This window comes from Belnapia sp. AC561 (assembly GCF_979252845.1).
In genome coordinates this window covers 1-21204 of record NZ_CEEDBP010000062.1, presented here as the reverse complement: position 1 = coordinate 21204, position 21204 = coordinate 1, and the positions used below count along the sequence as shown (strand labels likewise).

Annotated in this window: 18 protein-coding genes, 1 pseudogene and 1 other annotated feature; of the genes and pseudogenes, 6 read left to right on the top strand and 13 right to left on the bottom strand. The window is 64.8% G+C overall.

The features are described 5' to 3' along the window. Window positions 1-116: 116 nt before the first annotated feature. From AC0IW9_RS28720 to AC0IW9_RS28670, 11 genes and pseudogenes are all read right to left on the bottom strand, one after another. Window positions 117-2897: a UvrD-helicase domain-containing protein gene (locus AC0IW9_RS28720; protein WP_471651730.1), complete on the bottom strand. Its 2781-nt coding sequence runs from the start codon at window positions 2895-2897 to the stop codon at window positions 117-119. After that, window positions 2894-3217, bottom strand: coding sequence for a DUF6471 domain-containing protein (locus tag AC0IW9_RS28715; protein ID WP_471651729.1), 324 nt, complete (start codon window positions 3215-3217; stop codon window positions 2894-2896). Before AC0IW9_RS28715 ends, AC0IW9_RS28720 begins: the two co-directional genes overlap by 4 nt. A 301-nt stretch (window positions 3218-3518) precedes the next feature. Beyond that, window positions 3519-4749 (bottom strand): annotated as a pseudogene (locus tag AC0IW9_RS28710) (IS3 family transposase). After that, window positions 4349-4465 (bottom strand) — a sequence feature (AL1L pseudoknot). Its footprint overlaps the pseudogene before it by 117 nt. Before the next feature lie 51 nt (window positions 4750-4800). Continuing rightward, window positions 4801-6600, bottom strand: coding sequence for an AIPR family protein (locus AC0IW9_RS28705; protein ID WP_471651728.1), 1800 nt, complete (start codon window positions 6598-6600; stop codon window positions 4801-4803). Between the two features lie 213 nt (window positions 6601-6813). Continuing rightward, window positions 6814-7239, bottom strand: a complete 426-nt coding sequence (locus AC0IW9_RS28700) for a hypothetical protein (RefSeq protein WP_471651727.1) — start codon at window positions 7237-7239, stop codon at window positions 6814-6816. A 349-nt stretch (window positions 7240-7588) separates the two neighbouring features. Further along, entirely contained in the window at window positions 7589-8881 is a 1293-nt protein-coding gene (locus tag AC0IW9_RS28695) for a hypothetical protein (protein WP_471651726.1), read from the bottom strand. A gap of 145 nt (window positions 8882-9026) precedes the next feature. After that, window positions 9027-9980: an MYG1 family protein gene (locus AC0IW9_RS28690; RefSeq protein ID WP_471651725.1), complete on the bottom strand. Its 954-nt coding sequence runs from the start codon at window positions 9978-9980 to the stop codon at window positions 9027-9029. Beyond that, a complete protein-coding gene (locus tag AC0IW9_RS28685; RefSeq protein ID WP_471651724.1) occupies window positions 9977-10600 on the bottom strand; it encodes a cyclin-dependent kinase inhibitor 3 family protein in 624 nt (207 codons plus the stop codon). The genes AC0IW9_RS28690 and AC0IW9_RS28685 overlap by 4 nt, the downstream gene beginning before the upstream one ends. Then, window positions 10597-10953 carry a hypothetical protein gene (locus AC0IW9_RS28680; RefSeq protein ID WP_471651723.1) on the bottom strand — a complete coding sequence of 119 codons (357 nt, stop codon included), beginning with the start codon at window positions 10951-10953 and terminating at the stop codon, window positions 10597-10599. Before AC0IW9_RS28680 ends, AC0IW9_RS28685 begins: the two co-directional genes overlap by 4 nt. Before the next feature lie 49 nt (window positions 10954-11002). Beyond that, the gene (locus AC0IW9_RS28675) at window positions 11003-11923 is read right to left on the bottom strand and encodes an ADP-ribosylglycohydrolase family protein (RefSeq protein ID WP_471651722.1); all 921 of its coding nucleotides are present in this window, start codon (window positions 11921-11923) and stop codon (window positions 11003-11005) included. Between the two features lie 17 nt (window positions 11924-11940). Beyond that, the gene (locus tag AC0IW9_RS28670) at window positions 11941-12480 is read right to left on the bottom strand and encodes a hypothetical protein (protein WP_471651721.1); all 540 of its coding nucleotides are present in this window, start codon (window positions 12478-12480) and stop codon (window positions 11941-11943) included. 232 nt (window positions 12481-12712) lie between these two features. Between AC0IW9_RS28670 and AC0IW9_RS28665 the strand changes: the two genes are divergently transcribed. The 4 genes from AC0IW9_RS28665 (at window position 12713) to AC0IW9_RS28650 (ending at window position 17782) form a co-directional block, all read left to right on the top strand. Next, entirely contained in the window at window positions 12713-14791 is a 2079-nt protein-coding gene (locus tag AC0IW9_RS28665; protein WP_471651720.1) for an AAA family ATPase, read from the top strand. A gap of 102 nt (window positions 14792-14893) precedes the next feature. After that, complete coding sequence (locus AC0IW9_RS28660; protein ID WP_471651719.1) at window positions 14894-15892, top strand: helix-turn-helix transcriptional regulator; 999 nt, start codon at window positions 14894-14896, stop codon at window positions 15890-15892. 80 nt (window positions 15893-15972) lie between these two features. Beyond that, window positions 15973-16956 (top strand): hypothetical protein, encoded by a 984-nt coding sequence (locus AC0IW9_RS28655; protein ID WP_471651718.1) that lies wholly within the window; start codon window positions 15973-15975, stop codon window positions 16954-16956. A 121-nt stretch (window positions 16957-17077) separates the two neighbouring features. Then, window positions 17078-17782 carry an exonuclease domain-containing protein gene (locus tag AC0IW9_RS28650; RefSeq protein ID WP_471651717.1) on the top strand — a complete coding sequence of 235 codons (705 nt, stop codon included), beginning with the start codon at window positions 17078-17080 and terminating at the stop codon, window positions 17780-17782. 474 nt (window positions 17783-18256) lie between these two features. Here AC0IW9_RS28650 and AC0IW9_RS28645 read toward each other — a convergent pair. Beyond that, a protein-coding gene (locus tag AC0IW9_RS28645; protein ID WP_471651716.1) for an IS5 family transposase occupies window positions 18257-19095 on the bottom strand; the annotation gives its coding sequence in 2 pieces (ribosomal slippage) (window positions 18257-18717 and window positions 18717-19095; 840 coding nt in all). 146 nt (window positions 19096-19241) lie between these two features. Between AC0IW9_RS28645 and AC0IW9_RS28640 the strand changes: the two genes are divergently transcribed. Further along, window positions 19242-19616: a hypothetical protein gene (locus AC0IW9_RS28640; RefSeq protein ID WP_471651715.1), complete on the top strand. Its 375-nt coding sequence runs from the start codon at window positions 19242-19244 to the stop codon at window positions 19614-19616. A 496-nt stretch (window positions 19617-20112) separates the two neighbouring features. On the opposite strand, the gene AC0IW9_RS28635 is transcribed toward AC0IW9_RS28640, so the two are convergent. Next, complete coding sequence (locus tag AC0IW9_RS28635; protein ID WP_471651714.1) at window positions 20113-20730, bottom strand: hypothetical protein; 618 nt, start codon at window positions 20728-20730, stop codon at window positions 20113-20115. Window positions 20731-21013: 283 nt separating this feature from the next. Here AC0IW9_RS28635 and AC0IW9_RS28630 point away from each other — a divergent pair. Continuing rightward, on the top strand, window positions 21014-21204 hold a 191-nt coding region (locus AC0IW9_RS28630; RefSeq protein ID WP_471651713.1), incomplete at its 3' end, for a MerR family transcriptional regulator.

The following is a 21204-nucleotide window of genomic DNA, read 5'->3' as shown; positions in this document are numbered from 1 at the left end:
GACACCGCAGGCTTGCCCACCACCGCCTCCTACGATCAGCCATGTGATCGTAGGAACTTTGCGATCAGGACACTAGGGGCAATTCCGCATGCACAAATGTCAGTGTCCTGAAGCTGTCACCTGCGGGCCGGCTGCAGCATCGTCGTTTTGGTGTGCACCGAGACAGCTTCGACATGACCGCACGCGCCTGCGCCAGCGCAGGTGCGTACGATGGTGCCATCGCGCTGCTGACGATCCGTCATCGTTCCAATCAGACACTTGCGGCAGATGTCGATCGCACGCCCTTCGATGGTCTCGAATCGGACGTCTGCCCCGGCGATCTCGACGAGCTCGCGTATGTATGGCGAGGGCTGACGGGTGTTTGAGAGCAGGTAGGTACCGCGACTGGCGCGGGTCAGCGCCACGTAAAACAGCCGTCGCTCCTCGGCATAGGCGTATGCTTCCGGCCGGGGGATCACGAGGTTGAGCAGCTCGTCGTCCTCGATCCTGCTGGGTACGCCGTAGTTGCCATCGCTCACGTCGAGGAGGATGGTGTAATCCGCCTCCAACCCCTTCGACCGGTGGAAGGTGAGGCCGTTCACGGCGATATGCTCGAACCGCGGCTCCCGCCCGTTGAACGGGTCGAGGGAATTGTAGCGCCAGAGCACCAGCACCTTCAGCTTACGTTTCTCGGGCGTTCGCCATTCCGCGGCACGATCGCCCAGCATCCCATCCAATCTCTCCAACAGCGTCAGGCACGCCTCCTGGAAGCTAGTCCTGCGCTCCACCTTTACCGGGATGACACGTATGGACCGGGCGACAGCTGCGCGGGACGATACCACCGTCTTTTTCAGCTGCCCTGGGTTACGCTGGACGAACGCGGCCGCGGTATCGGCGATCAACTGATTGCAGCGGTAGGTCCGCTGCAGCTTGCCCAGCCAGCTGGTGCCGAAGCCCGCCTCGAAGTCGGTGAAGATGGTGATGTCCGAGCCGGCGAACCTGTAGATGGACTGCCAGTCGTCTCCAACTGCAAACAGCTTGGTGAACGGCTTCTGGTGCTTCAGCGCCTTGACCAAGTTCGCGCGGGGCTCGGACGTGTCCTGGAACTCGTCAACCAGGATGAGCGAGAACGGGCTGCGGTATTCGCCCGTTTCAACGTATCGGACGGCGTCGCCGATCATTGCCTCGTAATCGATGCGCTTGGCGTCGGCCAGCCTACGGGTGTATTCCTGCGTGACTTTCCAGACGACGTCGCCGAAGTGCCGCGCGCGTTCCTTGTCGTGGAGGGTCTCAGCCTTCTTCATGAGGATGTCGCGGGTCAACCGGCTTGCGCGGATATGTTTGACGCACACGCCGATGATCTTGTGGTAGTGGCCTACCACGACCGGCGCGATGGCTTTGAGCACCTCCTCCTCGGACCGGTCTACGAGTTCGAACCCGCGCTTGGTGAGTTCCTGCTCCAGCGTCTCGAGCAGAACGCCCTTGGTTGAATGCGCCGACCTGGTTTCAAAGAAGTCGGCGCCGATCTTGGCATAGCCTTCGCGCTTGAGTCGCGCGTGCTCGACATAGTTGTTGAACGGCGACGTGCCGTCGGCGTCGATGGCGAAGTGCTCGTGAATCGTCTGGGTGAAGGGGTAGTAGAAGTCGGGGTGGACGAGCTGCGGCTTTTCCTCCCCTTCCTTCGGGATCTTGACGCGCCTCTCGTATTCGAACTCGACGTTCTTCCTCCAGAGCCAGTTCGTGATGCGCCGTTCCTGCAGGGAGGCGACGTAGAGGTGCGGGACGAGCGTGCCAACGTCGTCCGGCCGCTTGCCGTTGTGGTCCGCAATGTAGCGCCGATATTCCTCGTCCGTCCTGAAGGCCGAAACGGGTATGTCGGCCTTGGGGTATAGTGACAGCAGATCGGTCCACCTGGATCGGAATTCCGCATCGTCGCGGGCAAGGTCGTCAACGATGCCCTTGATGAAGCGGCCCTCTCCGCCTTCGCCCTTGACCCAGTTCGCCAACCGCGGAGGCTCGCCTTCGACCTCCTCGATGATCGAGTAGCCCAACGAGTGGAAGGTCGTGGCTCGGCAGCCCAGTTCATCGGGTTCGACGCCAAGTTGCCGGGCGATGCGTTCCTTGAGCTCGGCCGCCGCCTTGGTGTTGTAGGCGAGGACGAGGATGTCCTCGGGGGCATAGAGCCCCTTCTGCATAACGTACGCGACCTTGCCCACCATGGTGGCGGTCTTTCCCGAACCCGCCGAGGCGACGAGCAGGTTGCTGTCCTCGAGTCGGATGCATGCCTCGCGCTGCTCGTCCGACAGATTGACGCCGCCGAGGTCGTCGAAGAACGGTGCGAACTTCTCGAGTTCGTGCGCGACGAAGTCGTCATTGTAGCGCCGTCGGGTCTCCGGATCGGTGATCATCTTCAGCGACGCTGGCAGCGCCCTGCGAACGGAAGCAGGCATTCTCGCTACGTCGAACAGCGGATGGGACAGAGCCCGTGATGCGGGACCTGGCACACCGGCGATCGCTTGGCTGACGTCCGCCTGGGCCAGATATTGACGTTTGGCGTCGGTGATGAGGCGCACGGCGGCGTCGACGCCGCGCAGCTGACCGCTGCTGGTGTCGATCAGCTGGGCGAGGTGCTGGTTGATGAACTGCAGAATGTCATCCCGGAGCACCTGCGCGGCGCTGGCGGAGAGGCCGGAGAGCTTGTCCTTTCGCCCGGCTGAGCGGATCTCGACGGTGTGCCAGATTAAGGCCTTGGCCGTGTCGACGGCGACGACGTCGAGACAGGGAAGGACGGCAGTGTCCGGGATCACAATCAAGATGCCGTTGGGCCGCGACGGGTTCAGCGTGAGCTTCCAGCTCTCCGCGAGGAAGATCCGCGCCCATATGCTGGGCCGATAGGTCTTTCCCCGGCCACCGATCATCTCGACGCTTTGTCGCCTGATGGCTTCCTTGCGAGAGCTTGGGCACCGTGCTCACCCGTGGCGTCCGCCACTTCTGCGACGGATGGGATCTGCAGGTTGGTAACGCCCAGCGCGACCATGCATTGCGCGAAGAACGGGGCGGTGAAACGGCCGCGCGCCACCTTGTTGCGCAGGTTGAGCACGTTGTCCTCGACGCCGATGTCGGCGAGCTTGGCCACCAATTGCTCGTATGACACGCCGCGCCGCATCATCTCCGCGCGGAGCATGTTCTTGACCAGGCGCTCCCAGGTCGTGTCGACGATCGTGGCGAGGTCATACATTGCGTTGTTCTAGGACGCACCTCTATGGTGACGCAAGCGCCCATGATAGCGCACACCATCGCGAATGATGGTAAGCCCATTGGCACTGCTATGGCGCCATCATATGTAATGGTACAGACAATATCAGACGGTTGCATCTTGGCCCAGCACGCTCTCCTTTCAGCGAAATACGGCGATCTCCCGATCGGCAGGATCGCGCGTCTGAGCCAGAACGAGGCTTATGCCATGTTCTGTATGGCACGCTGGCCGGATACGGAAGGTGTGAACCGCCCCGGGTTTGCCGGAGGCTGGTGAGCTTGAGTCAGGCCGCCAACGCAATCTCCTGCTGGGCGGCATAGTAGCGCGCTTCGGCCTCAGCCGGCGGGATGTTACCGATCGGCTCGAGGAGGCGGCGGTTGTTGAACCAGTCCACCCATTCGAGGGTGGCGAACTCGACGGCCTCCAGGTTGCGCCAGGGGCCGCGTCGGCTGATCACCTCAGTCTTGAACGGGCCATTGATCGTCTCGGCCAGCGCATTGTCATAGCTATCTCCGACGCTGCCGACGGAGGGTTCGATGCCGGCCTTGAGAAGTCGCTTTGTGTACCGAATCGCGACGTATTGGCTGCCCCTATCGCTGTGGCGAATGAAACCGCCCTTCAGCGGACGGCGGTCATGCAGCGCCTGCTCAAGGGTATCGAGAACGAAGTCCGCGTGCGCCGTCCTCGACACCCGCCAGCCGACGATGCAGCGGGCGAAGACATCGATGACGAAGGCGACGTACACAAAGCCCTGCCAGGTCGCCACGTAGGTGAAATCCGACACCCAGAGCATGTTCGGCTGTGGCGCCCGGAACTGCCGGTTCACCTTGTCCGCTGGGCATGGCGAAGCCTTATCGGCGATCGTGGTCCTGGTTTCCTTGCCGCGGACAACGCCACGCAGGCCCATCCGCCGCATTAGCCGTTCCACCGTGCAGCGGGCCAGTGCGATGCCCTCCCGACCAAGCTGCCGCCAAACCTTTCGGGCGCCGTAGACCCAAAGTTGGCCGCATGCACCCGCTGGATCCGTTCCATGAGCACCAGGTCCTGCCGGGCTCGAGGCGAGGCCCGTGCCGGGTCGGCACGTCGGGCATGGGCATGGGCATGGTAGGCCGACGGAGCGATCCGCAGCATCCCGCAGATCGGCTCGACACCGTAGACCTCGCGCTGATCGTCGATGAAGACGATCATGGCTTCGATCGGCGGTCGAGCTCCGCCATCGCAAAATACGCCGATGCCTTCCGCAGGATCTCATTGGCCTGGCGCAGTTCGCGGACCTCACGCTCCAGCGTCTTGATCCGCTCTCGCTCCTCCGTCGTGCTGCCAAGCCGCTGGCCCGCGTCGCGCTCGCCCTGCCGCACCCACTTCCGCAGCGTCTCCGCCGTGCACCCGATCTTGGCCGAGATCGAGCCTATCGCGACCCACTGGGAGGTATCGTCGCCTCAATGCTCCAGCACCATTCGTACCGCCCGCTGCCGGACCTCAGGCGAAAACCGGTTCGACGTCTTCTTCGTCATAGCCCCATCCTCTCAACAGTTGGGGCCTCCGACAAACCCGGGGCGGTTCAGTCATCCAAGCGTTCGGTGTCGCCAACCCCAGCGCGTTGCGGCAAACCGCATGCAGCGTTCGTAGGCGCGGTCACTACGAAGAAAGTTGAATTTGCCCTCATCCACCTGACCGCGGAACTCTGCGGAATCGACGAGATCGCGGAGTAGCAAACTGATTTTGTTGCGGCCATAGCCTGCTAACAATTCAGTAAATGCAGCGTGCATGACCATGCTGTTGCCGAAATTCTCGGCATGCGTTTCTAGTTCTAAGTCGTTGAGCAACGCTTGGCAAGTGAGGCCCCATATCAGGTTGCGGCCACGGTTAGCCCAATGATAACGGTTTGGCCCCCGATCAATGATCGACTGAGTCACGCTCTTTGCTTTCGCCAGCGCTTTATAGCAAAGCAGCACCTGTCGCATGTCCGCGTCCAAACGACCCTCGCGAAACGTGGAACCGTAGAGACTGTCCTCCTCGAAAACTGTGCGCATGTCGGACATCCGAGCGATCCGCCCGTCGGTCACCATATAGGTCTGCGCAAGCTTCAGAAGCTCCACCGCCCGGGAATCTTCCTTGACGCCGATCTCATCAAGGTCAGAGGGGACGAGGACGCTGAAGGCGTTTTTTTGCCGCTCGTAGTAAAGGCCGAGGACGAGACGGAATCGGTCCTGCAGCTGCCGTTGAATCAAATCGTTTGCGCGGAGGCTCCAGGGCTCGACTGGATTCTGACGGTTTGTGCTGATCGTCACGCGGGTGATGAAGGCGCTCTCCTGCCCGACTATAATACGACAAAGGACGCGGATCGCCGCGAAGGCAGCAAAGCCTGCCTCATTGAGTGCCGAGGGTCCCTGGCGTTTGGCTAAGAAGCTTGCCGCCGTCGTCACGGTTTGAGCGCCGTTCAGTAGGCGCGGAGCGGTCAGCAGGTGGGTGGCATCGCCGTCGATCCCTGCCGGGGCTGGGACCACGTCGGTCACATAGAGGGTGACGCCGTTGTGGTGGAAAGCGAAGGTAGCGGGATCCTCGGTCCGATCGACTGCGATCGCTGAAAGGGCCTTCATGATAGACCTGTTGACCGACCCCTCATCGCCAAGGCCAAAGCGGATGTTCTGGTGTAGAAGTCGCGGGCCTAGCGCCGTGTGCATCCGCACGAGGTCTACTAGCGGCATCCAGGCGACAAGCATGCGGTGGCCGGACTGACCTTCGGCGGCGAGCGGCTGGCCAAGCGGCACCGAGAAGGTGATGGGGCGTTCAGGTTCCTCAATAACCCCCCCCTCGCGGGTGGAGTGAAAGTCTACGAGGAATCCGACTGCACGTTGTTCACCGAAAAACCGAGCGACGATATGCGCTCGGTCGGCAAGATCCTCGCGCAACCCACTCAGGGTTTCGCTCCGTTGCACCTCCTCAATGCCGCCTGTGAAAACAAAGCGCACAAGCACTTGGTCAATCACAGTGCGGTTCAGCAGCAGGCAGTTACGTAGAGCAACCAAAACAGGGTTCGCTTGCGAATCCCTCGTCGGAGCCAAGAAGACACGTTCCATGCCGATCTCAGTGAGCCGCCGGAGACTGGACGCAAATTGGTGGCAGTCATCGCTGAGCTTGAACTGATAGATGTGAAGGGTGCGCCGCGCGGTGTCGAGGTGGAAGCCGTCGATGCCGTAATCGTTGTTTCCCCGTGCAGTTTGGTCGAGCGCCTGATGGCGGCTCAAGCCATGCTCTCGCTCTAGGTAAAGCACACCGAAATAATCTTCGACAAGGCCGCCGTGGGTTCTCTTGAGATCCGCAGTAGCTCGTTCAATCTCTTTCCGATCGTATTTATTCGGCATTTTTAGGCACCCGCTTCCCCTTCAATCGGAACGAGACTGGGTTGCTGTCTAGGGGACGTCAATGGGGCCAGTCTGCACTGGTCTACAGCGGTAGCGTCCGCGCTGGTGGTGGAAAATCCGGTGTTGGCCGGGGTGTAGGGCTTGGGTGGCCATTGGACTTAGCAGGCTGCTAAAGTTCTCCGTCGATCGCGTACTGAGCTCGACTTTGGCCATTCAGGCGGCGTGGCAGAGGGCATAAGCGATGCCTTCGCGCAGGGCTTGCGGTAGTTTCGCGGTATCGGCTGTCTGCCGGAACATGACGAAACCCTGCTCGCTCCAGATCTCGCGTCGTACCGCGGCGAGAGTGTCGGCGAAGGTCGGCCGCTGCTTGTGGTACCAGGCGCTGGTCGTGACCTTGAGACGGACGCGGCCGTCGAGACGAGCTGCCAGCAGGGTAATCACCGAGAACAGTCCAAGCAGGCATGGCGTGGTGCGTGCGATGGCCTTGTCCGACCACTGACGCTGGGTCTCCACGCCGAGGTGCTCGCGGACCTCGCCCGATGCTGCGCGGCAAGGTCCGGCTTGCGACCGCGGCGGTGCATGGCCACGCGGCTCCCAGTCCATGGCCTGCAACCCGGCCTCGACCGCGAAGTCCGACACTTCGTTGTCGGCCGGGGCGTTTCAGCCGTCACCACGGCTGGGTCGGGGAACACCGCAGCTGGAAGGCGGAAGTAGGTTGGCATTGCTGCATAAGCTGGTGAGAGACATCGGCCTAGCATGGAGGTGTTCAACCGATGCACTGCCCCATTGAAGCGAAACCAACCTGATGGATCGGGCTTATTCCGTGTTCTGAATCTCAATCCAAGGGCCCAGCATTTTTGGAATAGTGGTTGCTCGTACCGAAGCACCAAGACAAGCGCGGCATGGTGTTGGCTCCATGACTGGGACCTAGCCAATTTTTCCAACCTCATACTCTGCCCTCTCAAGCGAAGGTCATGCATGTCAAGGGCTACGTTATCTCCGTTTTCAAGGCAGTCGCCATCCACCCTATCAAGGTGATCCGTTCGGTATCCGATACCATCTGCAGACGCTCACGCAGCGCGCCACAAAGCGCGTTCATGTGCCCGTGGGCACCATCGATGTCATACTCTTCTGGCTCGCCGGAATGGCGAGACCGTCGATGTTCGTAGAACAAGCACAGCCAAAGCTCGGCCGCGGTCCCTTCCCATCGACCTGACGCGTCGGCATAGTCGCTTTTGGCGTTGGCGAAGAGCCCCAACTCATGGATGCCGATGTCGCGCGCCGCGTCGTAGCCATGAATCAAGTGGCCGAACTCAATTGAATCGATCCAAGGCAGCGGATTGGGAATCTTATCGAACTGCCCTTTCCTGACAAGGTCCAGCCAATCAGCCGGTGCGGCTGACGGCTGTTGAACATGGAATGCGGAGTTCGCATGCCACAGGCCGAAGCCGAGATGGAACAAGTCGACTTGGTGGGCGAAGGGCAGCGTGCGGAGCTTTTCCTCATTCAGCTGCCGCGCACGCGGATTGTAGTCGACAAGCGCAATGGCGATCCGAACAGCCTCGACCTCCTGCGAAATCTTCAGTGTTTGGATCTTTGCGCATGCTCCCTTGCTCAGGCCATTGAGGAAGCCCAGTCGTGCCTTCTGCCAAAGTTGATCCTGAAGCGCCGGGACAACACGGGACAGGTTTTTGCACAAGTCATCGTAGTAGCGCTTAATCTGCTCATCAAGGCCGTCGACACCTCCCTTCAAGCCGTACTTCACTTCGATCAGGGCCAAGGTCAACGAAGTGGCGAATCTGCGCTGCGGACCAGGCCAGTAGACGCCCATCACATCCGTGCGGCCTTTGCCCTCTTCAGCAATTCCTTGGCGGTCGACGGCGATGTAGTCGGTATTGAGCTCTTCGAGGTTGTTCATCCGAACAAGCAGTTGCTCGACCTCGATCTCCTTGCCGATGTGGGAGTGTTCAGCGATCCGCTGCTTAATGAACGGCACGGTGCTATCACAGAAGGATTGGATGGCGTCCTTGGTGCCGAAAGATTCCGATTCCTGAGACCAGAAGGCCTTGTTCGACTGGAAGCGGTAGACTCCGTTTTTGATGGGCCGCACGCTGATGAGACGCTGCCCCTTGCAGTAAACATCTAGTAAGTTAGTCCGGATCTCGGCGATCAAATCCCGGTCGCGCTGTATCAAGAGCAGCAGTGGTTGTAGGACACCGTTCAGAAGGGCTGCTTCGAATTCAGGCAATAGCAACCGACGCTCTTGGAGCAAGTTGGTCATTCAAATTCCTTTGGAGTTAAGCGTCGCTAATCCGATCGTGCTATGGCGCTTCGGCAAACGGCAAACTGCTCTGCCAAATCGTCACGATGCAGGCTTAGCCAACGCGCCTACGCCCTGTACCCGGCTCGCGGCACCGTGGATCGGGTCAGAGCTGGGGACGCCCCAGCTCCAAGGCACGATGCGCCATCGCCATCGCGCCGGCGCGCGAGCGCGCTGCGCCGACGAAGCGTTCCCGATGGACGAACACCGCATCCGGAATACCGGACACCGTCGCCAGCTCGGCGTCCAGCAGCCCGGCCCAGGCCGCTGGCAACGGCAGGCGCTGGGCATAGGAGCCCGATGCCAGCGGCATGGCATCGACCATCCAGTTGCCCTGCGCGACCGGATAGACCGCATAATCGACCGGCAGGTCGTGTTGGAAGACCGGATCCTGCCAGGGCATCTTGCGACCGAGTTCCAGGATATGGGGATGGGCGGACTGCGCATGGGCCGCGAGCACGACCGATGAGGCGGCAAGGCGCGCCCGCACCGCTTCCACACGTTGACGCAGGAAGCCTTCGACCAGACCGGCTGCCCGCAGGAAGGCAGCATCTTCCACCGCCTGATCCCCGAAACCCGGGCCATCCCAGGACAGGTTGCAGTCCTCCACCACCGACGTCAGGCCCAGCGAATCCTCGGGATGCTTCTCACCATGATCGATCTCGTCGATGCGGTTGACGACATCGCGGTCGATTTCGGCGGTCACCTTCGCCACGAGCGTCGGGTCGGCCGCCGATGCTCCCAGGAGCGCCCGCACCGTGGCCTCGCCATGGTGCCGCCAGACCAGACCCGCGGCGCTCAACGGCGTGCCGCTTTCCCGCTTTGGGGCGTCCCGCTGATGATGATCGAAGCGACCGGTGGCGGCGTCGTAGATGCCGCCGACGTCCCAGATCATCTCGGCCTGGACGAAGACCTTTCTGTCGCGGGTCCGCACCAGCTGGTGGTCGGTCCCAGGCGCACCAAGCCCATGCGCCAGCCGTAGGGCGGCATAGGCGAAAGCATCGTCGAGGTGAAAGGTCCCGCTATGGGTGACGAACAACCTGCTGCGTTCCGCCGTCATGAGGTTTTCCTTGAAGATGTCGAGGAGCGACCGGCTGGACCGGTGATGATGGGCGGCGCGATGGGACGGACCGCCCGGGCATGCGCTTCCTGCTCGGGGGTCTCGATGGCACCGGGGCGTTCCTTGCGAACCCGGCGAATGGCATCCGCCGCCGGCACACCCAACTCGGCGAGAAGGCGCGCCGCGATGGTGCCGGTTCGCCCAAGGCCACCGCGGCAATGCAGCACCACCTTGCGGCCCTCCGACAGGTGTTTGCGGAGCCGTTCGCCCGCCTCGGTCCAAACCTCATCGAACGCCCGTCCCGGGACGTCCACATCGCGGATCGGCGCGTGGTACCATTCCATACCGAGCGCCGTCATGGCGCTGCCGATATTGGGAACGCCGTACCGCACCAGCTCGGCCTGCTCCATCAACGTCAGGACTGCCGTGGCGCCCCAATCGTGGATCACGGCGAGGTCCAAGGCGAGGTCGCGTGCCCAGGTGCCGCTCACCGCTCCAACCTGGCGTTTCCCTGGGCAAAACGTCATGCCGATCCGACCGCCGCCAGGGGTTTCGATGCTCTTGATCTGCAGCGGATCGGTGACACTCGTGCGGACGCGGTTGCTGTTCCGCATGGTCATGCTCCGGCACCCTGAGGGGACGGATCCTGCTTCCCGCTCCGGATGTCGAGGCAACGCTGTAGCAGGGACTGCAACTCCGGGAAGGTGAACCGCTCCGCCGAAAGCTCGTCGTCCCGATACCGGTTAGCCGGGGCATTGGCATCCGGTTTGTGACCACTACCCTTGTAAGCCTGGACGCGATCGGGGGGCGCCTCAAACTGATAATTTGGGCGGATCCCATCGCCCATGAGGCCGAACCGGACAACGACGCCGGGATCCTTGCGGGCATTGGGCTGGAATTCGATCATGCTGCCGATGACGTCCCGAAAGTAGTCCGGCTCGGCTACCAGGAGCCAAGGCTTGTTGCTCGTCATGGCCTCTCCCTTTTGGATGGATGCAGTGGGGGTCGCTTTCAGGGTCGGCTCAGACCGGGCTGTCCGCTGCGCTGCCGGTCTCGAGCAATCCGTGGCCAAAGGCTTCGATCTTCTCGCGCCAGGCCAGCGGCTGGAGCCAGCGTTCGGGGATGGCACCGGCGCCGTAGCAGGCACCGGCGAGTTGGCCGGCGACAGCCCCCACCGTGTCGGCGTCGTCCGCCAGGTTCACCGCCAGTATCAGCGCCTCCTCGAAGCTCGTGGTGCTCGCCACGCTCCACAGCGCGGCCTCGAGGGTGTCGACCACGTAGCCGCTGGAGCGGATGCCGGCGCGGGCCTTGCCGCGCCAAGCGCCGGAGGCAATGGCCTGGATGGCCGGGTGGCCCTCCCAGGGGCGGGGCGTGAACAACGTCGCACCGTCCGCACCAAGGATGGCCTCACGCAGCAGCGCCACGAAGAACTCACACGCCTCGACCGCCTGAGGCGCGCCATGCGTGGTCCGGCTCTGGTCCCGTGCGATCCGCGTCGCCAGTGCCGGGTCCCGCAGCGCATGAAGCGCGACGGGTGCCACCCGCATCAGCGAGCCGTTGCCAGCGGTGTCATCCGCCGTCGATCCGGCGAAAGGATCGCCGGTCCGTCGAAAGCGGTTGAGCGCCTGACTGGTGGTGATGCCGACGTCGAAGCAGGTGCCGGTGCAGGAGTAGTCACCGTCGGTCCGCCAGGCGAGGAAGCGCGTCATCAGGTCCGCCGCATCCAGCCCTCGGCACACGATAAGGCTGTCGGCGAGGGCGAGCGCCATACTGGTGTCATCGGTCCACTGACCGGGTTCGAGTCCGAAGGGTCCAGCGCCCGTCATCTCGGTGTGGTGCGGACGGGTGTCCCGCCGCGAGAACTCGAGGGTCGTGCCGAGTGCGTCGCCGACGGCCAGGCCCAACATGCAACCCAATGCGCGGTCGTTCAGGGCATCGGTCATGCAGTTACCTGGCGCCATCAGCGACGCGCCCACGCTTTCGGCTCGCCGGGTTTCAGCAGGGTGTAGGAGAAGATGTACTCACCCGACACCTGCACCTTGACCGGGTTGCCGTCGATGGTCTCGACCTCGGCGCCGACGGCGGCCTTGGACAACGCTCCCAAAGAGCGATTTAATTTCGCTTTCAATGCGTTTCCGCGCTCATTGCCGGGCCGATCGCCAATGGCGCGTTCGTAAAGCCGACGAAGCTCCGCATCGGTCCGGAACTCCCGGAAGACCTTCAATGTCACGTTCGGGTCGAAGGCGTCCGGTGGCGAGAAGCGGCGGGCGAGGGCGATGGCCCGCGCCCTGACCTCGAGTTCCGCCTCGATGCGGCGGGCGGTCGCTTGGTCGGTTTCACCGAGCACGTCGAGCACATCCCGAGCGAGCACGCCGGCGGCGTAATCCGCAGGCTCCTGCCCGCAGCGGTCGGCCTTCTCGTACAAGGCATTCGCGACCACCCGCTCAAGGCGTATCGTCAGCTGGAACAGCGGCAGATTGGGCGATTGGGACTGCGGCATAGTGCGAGCGCCTCTATTTACTAAGAGCCTCTTTATAGATGAAAAGCTAGGGCAATACAAGCATAAAGAGGCGTCTGGCTGAGTGCCTCCTTTTAACGTGATGTGCGACGGCCAGCTATCGCCGCCGCAAGGAGGAGGCAACTGATCCCAAAGACGGCGCCGGACGCTTGCGTCCGTTTCAGACGCACTGCCCTGCTATCTTCCTGGTCTCGCTACTGCCACGGAGATCCGCATGTCATCACGCCGGCGTCGCGTCCTCAACCTGCAGACCCTGCCCCGCAACGCCCAGTGCCGGCTGGCCGGCTACCTCCGCGCCGCCGCCGAGGCGACCCATCCCGACTCCCAGCAGGCGCAGTTGATCACCAACTGGGCGGCCCAACTGGCCGGACGGCTGCGGCTCGACCTGCCCGCGCCCTTCCTCCGCGCCTGGGCGCGTCCCAACGATGACGATCGCCCTACCGCGGCCGCTTGGCGACGGCTGCGCGAGGCGCTGGCGACGGTGCCCGAGCCGACCCGGGCACAGCGGCCGTTCGGCCCACTCGCCCGGCTGCTTGGCCTCGACCTGCTGGAGGAGCGGATCCTTACCCTGGTGGCGGACTACGCCACCCTCAAGGCGGTCGAGAACTTCTGGGATGCCCTGGCCGGCAGCATCGACGAGGATCTGCGGCTGACCGCCACCTCGCCATTGTTTTCCCTGCTGCTCGACGCCGCTCCGCAGCAAGTGGCCGAGCGGCTGCGCCCGGAGGCGACGCTGCGGAACGCCGGCCTGCTGCTGCGCGACCATGGCAACGGCCTCGAGATCCTGCGGTCACTGCTCAGTCTGATCTCTGAGCCGCGCCCACCAGCTGACCTACGCGCCGCGCTGCTTGGCCCGCTGGCCCGGGCGCCGCTGTCCTTCGCCGCCTTCGCCCACCTTGGGCCCGAGGCCGGGCACGTCCGCGCCCTGCTGCGCGGCGCGGTGGCCGAGCGGGCGGCCGGCGTGCATGTGCTGCTCTACGGCCCGCCCGGCACCGGCAAGACCACCTTCGCCGCGGCGCTTGCCGCCGAGGCAGCGGTGCCGATCTACGAGGTTGGGCTGGAGGGCCCTGAGGGCGAGGAGCTCGAGCGCTACCAGCGGGTGGCCGCGCTGCGCATTGCTCAGCGCCTGCTCGGCGGCGGCGCGCCGGCCATGCTGCTGCTTGACGAGGCCGAAGACCTGTTCGGCGGCGGGCCCTCGATCTTTGGGCAGGGCCGGATTGGTGGCTCGCGCGCCCACGTGCACCGGCTAATCGAGACCGCCCCGGTGCCGGTGATCTGGACCGCCAACGACATCACCAGCTTCGGGCCGGCGGTGCTGCGCCGCATGGCCTGCTGCATCGAACTGCGCATCCCGCCGGCGCCGGTGCGCGAGCGGCTGTGGCGGGCGGCAGCCAAGGCCGAGGGCATCGACCTGCCGGCCGGCGAGGCCGCTGGCCTGGCCCGTTTGCTGCCGGCCTCGCCGGCCCTGGCCCACTCGGCGATGCGGGCGGCACGGCTGGCGGGCGGCGACGCCGAGACCGTGCGCTGGGCGGTCTCCGGCGTGGCCCGGGCCATGGCCGGCGGCCGCCGGCCGGCGCCGGACGGCACCGGCGAGGCCTTCGACCCGGCGCTGGTCAGCGCCGACTGCGACCTCGCCGCTCTGGTTGCACGTCTGACGCGCCAGGGAGCGACGCGACGGGTTTCCCTACTGCTCTCCGGTCCGCCGGGCTCGGGCAAGAGCGCCTTCGCCCGGCATCTGGCGGCGGCCATGGATCTGCCGGTGCTGCAGAAGCGCGCTTCCGACCTGGTCAGCCCCTACGTCGGCGAAACCGAGCAGCGCATCGCAGGCGCCTTCGACGAGGCGCGCGACAGCGGCGCCTTCCTGGTGTTCGACGAGGCCGACAGCCTGCTCAGCGACCGCGGCCTGGCGCTGCGCTCCTGGGAGATCAGCCAGGTCAACGAGATGCTGACCTGGATGGAGCGCCATCCGCTGCCGTTCTGCTGCACCACCAACCTGCCCGAGCGGCTCGACCCGGCCAGCCAGCGTCGGTTCCTGGTCAAGGCACGCTTCGGCTTCCTCAATGCCGGTCAGGCGGCGCTGGCCTGGCGGCGCGGCTTCGCGCCGCCGCCGCCGGCCGGTCTGGCCCGGCTCGACCGGCTGACCCCGGCCGACTTCGACTTGGTCCGCCGCCTGGCCGAGGTCGCCGGCACACTGAACGACGGTGCGGCGCTGCTGGCAGCATTGGAGCGCGAGCACCGGGCCAAGCCCGGCGCCACGGTGCCGATCGGCTTCCTGCCGGCGCGGGCGGCGTGAGCCGATCCCGCCATCCTGTGCCGGCTCCGCCACCGCGGCGGCGGGGTTCGGCTAGGCTTGGGTCGCTACCAAGACAACCGGGCTTCAGGAGGACACCGCCGCATGCCGGACCGCCACGAGAAGCTGTCGCAAGCGCTCGACCTAATCCTGTCGCTGGCCGCGACGCGCAGCGGGCGGACCATGGCCGAGCTGGTGGCGGAACTGGGCTGCGGCCGACGCACAGTCGAGCGCTTGCTGGCGGCGATCCGCCAGGCCTGCGGCGAGATCGAGGAAGTGCCGACCGATGAGCGCGAGAAGCGCTGGCGGATGCGGCCGAACGCCCTGCTCGGGGTGGTCCGCATGACGCCCGAGGAGATGGCCGAGATCGAGGCCGCAGCGCGCCGCCTGGCCGACGAGGGCCTGACGGCACGCGCCGCCACGCTGCGCTCGGCCGCCAATAAGCTGCGCGCCAGCATGGACGAGGCGGCCAAGCGGCGGGCCGAGCCGGACGTCGAGGCGCTGCTGGCCAGCGAGGGGCTGGCCGCCCGGCCCGGTCCGCGCGTGGCGGTGCCTGAGGGCGTCATCGAGACGCTGCGCCATGCCCTGCTCGCCACCCGGCAGGTCCGGCTGCGCTACCGCAGCCCGAACGGCCAGGTGCGGGTGCACCTGCTGGAGCCCTGCGGCCTGCTGTACGGGGCGCGGCCCTATCTGCTGGCGGTCAAGCCGGGCAAGCCCGACGCCGCGGTCTGGCGGCTCGACCGCGTGCTGGCGGCCGAGGTGGCGGAGGGGAGCTTCACGCCCCGCCCGGGTTTCGATCTCGCCAGCCTGACGCGGGACTGCTTCGGGGTCTGGCGCGAGCCGCCAGTGGACGTGGTGCTGCGCTTCGACGCCGGTGCGGCGCAGGATGCCGAGGCTTGGCACTTCCACGCCAGCCAGACCCGCGAGGCGCAAGCCGACGGAACGCTACTGGTGCGCTTCCGGGCCGGCGGGCTCGAGGAAATCGCCACCCACCTGACCCAGTGGGGCGACGCGGTGGAGGTGTTGGCGCCGGCGGTATTGCGCCAGCGGCTGGCGGCGATTGGGGAGGCGCTGATGCAACGGAATGCCGGCGCCCGGGCCTGATGCCAGGCGCCGCTCCGTCCGTTCCTGACGTGCCATCCTGGCAGTCTCCTGATCCAGGAGACGGGAAGGACGCCAGACCGATGACCGCCACATCGCGCATTACCCTGCCGGCACCTTCGCTTGCCAGCCTGCGCCGCGGCGCATCCCGCCCGGCGCCGTGGCACGTCGCCGCCGCCGCCGACCGCGCGGTGGCGGCGCTGCGGCCGGCCTTCGCGGCGCGGGTCCCGCGCATTGCCGCCGTCCTCGCCCGGCCACCAGCCTTCAACGCGGTGGCCCGCGGCCGGCTGTTCCGGGCGCTCGTCGCGGCGCTCGATGCCGCGGCGCCGCACCGCCACCACCCCGGCCGGCGGCACGAAGCACTGACGGCCAGCGCCCTTGCCCCGGGCCTGCCGCACTCCCACCAGGCCTGGGAGGCGCCCGGGATCGTGGTTGACGGGCTGCTCTGCCTGGCCGGCAAGTCGGCCAGCGTCCGCGGCATCCACCGCCTGCTTGAGGTCAACCGGCATGCCTGTGCGCGCTTCGTCGAGCGCAGCGGCCGTGCCGATCCTGCCGCGCTGCACGGCGCCATCCGCGAGGCGGCCGGGCATGTTCCGGCGCTGCTGCTGGCGCATCTGGAGGGCAAGCTCGGCTACCGGCTGCGCGGCGGCACCGCGCCGGTCCTGTTGCCGGCGGGCGAGGGGGCCTTCCTGGGCTTCCTGCGGCTGCTGGCGGGGAATGGGGGCGAGGTCAGGCCGATCATCGAGGCGACGACCTGGCTGCACACCGCAGCGCTGGAAACCCCGCAGCTGGCGGCGCAGGAGGTGCAGCTGGCCAGCTTGCCGCCGGCACGCCTGCTGGCTGCGCTGCCCGCCGCCTGCGCCGGGCTGCAGCCCGGCACGATGGGCGACCGGCGCACGCTGGAGGGGGTGCGGACAGTGCCGTTGGAAGCCAGTGGCGACTGCGGCACGCGGGCGCGCTTACGGGCCGGAGTGCCTTTCATGAGCGCCCGGCTGGTCCTCGGCCTGGCCTGCCCGGACACTCTTGCCGGCGAGCGCGGCGCGATCCGCGCGGGTATCCGGGGGTGAGCCGCGTCGTCACCCGCAATCGTCCCACCGGCGTGGATGCCCACTGGGTTGAGAAGGTTGTTTCTTCGGCCAGAAGCGACCATCGAAAGGCGGCGCCACCTTATGGAACCGATCCTTAAGCATGACCCGGCTCCGCATCATCGACCTGGAAACCACCGGCACCGAGCCTCCGGCCGAGATCATCGAGGTGGGCCGAGCCGACGTGGTGCATGATGCCGGTGGGGTCATGGTGGAAAAGCCGATGGCGCGTCTGTACCGGCCGCTGCACGGGATCCCGCCCGAGACGATGGCGGTACACCACATCACCGAAGCGGACTTCACCGCCGACACGCCGGTCTGCACGCACGACCGGCTGCGCCTAGCCGTCTGGGGTGGCCCGCCGCCCGACGTCCTGGTCGCCCACCACTGCGAGTTCGAGCGCCGGTTCGTGACCGAGACCACAACCGACACCCTGCCGTGGATCTGCACCTACAAGGTTGCGCTGCGCGTCTGGCCGGAGGCACCGCGACACTCCAACCAAGTCCTACGCTATTGGCGCCAGCTTCGCCTCGATCCGGGCCTGGCCATGCCGCCGCACCGGGCGGGCCCGGATGCCTGGGTCACCGCCCACCTGCTGGCCGAGCTTCTGCAGGTCGCAACAATCGAACAGATGATCGAATGGACCGGGGAGCCCAAGCTCCTGCCTAATATCCCTTTCGGCAAGCACCGCGGAATGGCCTGGGCAGACGCGCCCCTCGATTACCTGCAGTGGATGGTCCGCCAAGCCGACATGGATCAGGACGCGGTGTGGAACGCCAAGCAGGAATTGGCCCGGCGCACATCCTGAAAGACCACGGCCTTCGGTGCCGGCCTGGGACACCCTGTCGGGGTTGACCCGAGGACCCTAACGCCGTTCCGACGTACCAGTCGTACGGCCACGCTCATCCCGGTAGTAGGTGGTGGTGCCACGTTGCTCGGCACGGCCAGTAGTCCGCCCATGGTCATCACGGAAATACGTGGTGTTCCCGCGCTGCTCGGACCTCCCTGTTGTTCGTCCACGGTCATCACGAAAGATCGTTGTGTCGTCGCGTTCTTCCGCGCGACCGGCAGCGCGCCCATGCTCGTCACGGAAGTACGTGGTCTGGGCATGAACAATGCCGGATATCATCATGGAAGCTGCGGCGCCTGACAGCATGATGTTGCGCGCGATCTTGGATAGAAATCTCAGTATCACGTCGTCATCCGCCTTATTGCAGTTCACAAGTTTCGTGGGTGTCAGGCCCCGCTGGGCGAAGGGGATTCTATAAGAGTCCATCCGGGATCATTTAGTTTTCTGACATAGTCTTCGGAGCATGCGGCGGACGGAGGCCCATCGCAGGAAGGCAAGCGCGCGACGGTTCAGGCACTCCCAATCCTTGGCCAATCGTCGGCAGCGGTTGAGCCAGGCGATGGTGCGCTCGACAATCCAGCGCTTCGGCAGCACGACGAACCTGTGCACCTCGGATCGCTTGACGATCTCGAGGTTGATGTGGTGGCAAGTCGTGCGCAGCCCGGCCTGGAAGTTAGTGCCCTGGTACCCGCCGTCGGCGTAGAGCTTCAGCAGGAAGGGGTAGAGGCCGAACAGCGACCCCATCAGCAGCACGCCACCATCGCGGTCCTGGATGTCGGCGGCGTGGATGATGGCCTGCATCAGCAGGCCTTGGGTGTCGACCAGGACGTGCCGCTTCTTGCCCTTGATCTTCTTGCCTGCGTCGTAGCCCGAGGGGTCGATGCAGGCCCCCCCTTTTCCGCGCTCTTCACGCTCTGGCTGTCGATGATTGCGGCCGTCGGGCTGACCTCGCGTCCAGCCTGCTCCCGGCACAGCACGTAGAGCGCGTGGTGGATCCGATCGAGTGTGCGGTCCTCGTCCCAGCGCCGTAGGTAATCGTTCACCGTGCTCCGCGGCGGCAGGTCCTTCGGCAGCGCCGCCCACTGGCAGCCGGTGCTCAGGATGTGCATCACCCCATTCAGCACCGCGCGCACGTCGATCGTCCGCTTGTTGCCACCGCCCTTCGCATCCGGGATCAGCGGGCCGATGATCGACCATTCCTCGTTGGTCAGATCACTCGGATAGCGCAGCTTGCTGCGGTCGTATTTTGGCCGGTTCTCGGGCGCCCACATGAACACCCGTCTTCCCCAACCCGCCGACTTCAGCCAATCACAACCGATTCAGATCACTCAATCTCTTCCCGGATGGACACTAAGGCTATGTGCACCAGGCATGAACGCAGAACAGCGTGTTGACGAGCCGTAGGTCCTCGGCTGTGTTGAAGGACACTTCGAGCACCTTGGGGCTGGCAAGTACGACGGCAGGACAGCAGGCACGTGAAGCCGCGACGTTGAGTCGTTCGCGGCTGAACAGGAAGCCAATGCTGCGGGGAATATCCTCGGCCGCTGAGCTCGTCATCGACACCAATACAACGGCGGCCTCCTTGGCCCAAGAACTTGTCCACCGTGCCAACGCGTGCGTTGTCGGGCAGCGCATTGCGGAGCGCGTTCACTTGGACGTTCCAAAGCGCGACAACCAACACGTCATCCGCTATGATTGGATGCTCGATCCCATGCCGGTCGCGCCAGCTGTGGCGCATCAGGTCGTGCTAGATAGCTATCACCTCCGCCACTTCCTCGTCGAAGCACTGTGAGCGACCCTCACGAGCTACCTCGTAGAACTTCAGCCCATGCGACATGAGTGCCGGATGGGCAGCCTGGGCAAGGAGCAAGGCCTGCTGCCCGCACGCCAGGTAGGCTGACAGCCGCCCCTCATAGATTGCATCCGAAACCCTTGCCCAAGGCTGATCGCGCCAGCATCCTTACCGAGGCCCGCTCCGGGGCCACCGTCTGTCAGGGCTGTGCCATGCCCTCGCGCCGGGTTCACAGCCACTACCAGCGCAGCCTCGGCCATGGACAACGAGCCCCGTAGCGGGACAGATCAACCGCATCAAAATGCTTAAGCGAACCATGTACGGCCGAGCATGCCCCAATTTCCTCCATGCCCGCGTCCTCCATGCCGCGTGATACCGAAACAGCAGCACGGAAAGCGCGGGAGAACCAAAACAACCTCAGCATCGACAGCATCCGCTTCGGTTGGCTACGGGCCCGTCAATCACATCATACGCTCGCCGTCATTCCATCAGAAATTCAAATGTGCTCGCTGCTTTCTGCAACGGCAGCCAGCTTGTCAGCGCTATGTTGGAGAGCTTGATTCATCAAAAGCAAACCTGCTGACAGCCGTGCCAGGTACCGCGCTGCTCGCGCTCGTACGGCCTGCTGATCGTGCTGATCGTCTGGCAAGGTGCAGCCGGCGAGCGTGATGGCGGTGCCGACGATCCGAGCTTCCAGCGCCGCGATCGCCTCATCGCAAGACTTCGCTTTGGCATAGACTTGGTCGGCAAGCTCGCCAGCCTGATCAATCTCCGTCTCGACCTGATCGCCATCGGTCAGCACCGAGCCGATCTCAGCCGGGGGATCAGGTTCCTCTCCCGCGAGCATCGCCATGAGACCGATGGAAGCAACCAGGGTGTGCACTGGCCCATCGTTACCACCACGCGCGGCGAAAGCTCCAAACGCCACCGCCAAAGCGGCTTCGCCCAGAACCTCGCCACCCTCCGCATCCAGCTGCCCGATGAGGGTCGGATCATCACCGCCCACAGGCGGCTGGTCTACCTCGTCCGTGGGATACGGCAACTTGCCGTCAGCGATTGCCTTGGCGACCACAGCAAGGGCCTGGTGGAGCTTCGGGTCCGGTGACAGCGCCATGGAGCAATCCTTGATCTGGAGATCACCCGCACCTGGGTATCTTGGCACCCCACAGCAACGCTGGCCTGGCAAGCTTGCCCCCATGGAATGGCGCGCCGGCTACCACGGCCACGACGTCTGCGGCAGTCGTCGATCAGGGTCGCTCTGTCCTGCTGTCACGTGCTCAGAGGCAAAACAAATCTAACGCAAAGCTATTCGACAAAAAATTGCGTCGAATGTTCTTGTATCAATCCTGATCCTCTGACATCTATCGACAAGAAAATGCGCCGATAGAAGGTTCACCTTGAACATCACCGAGCTGGCGGAGGTCGTGGGGGAGACGCCCCGGCAGATCCGCTACCTGATCGCTGAAGGCTTCATCCCCAATCCGGACGGCAGCCGTGCCAAGCCGGAGTATCGGGAGAGCCATGTCGAGGCGATCCGCCGCTACCAGCGGCTGCGGCAGGACTACAAGCCGGCGCAGATCCGGATCCT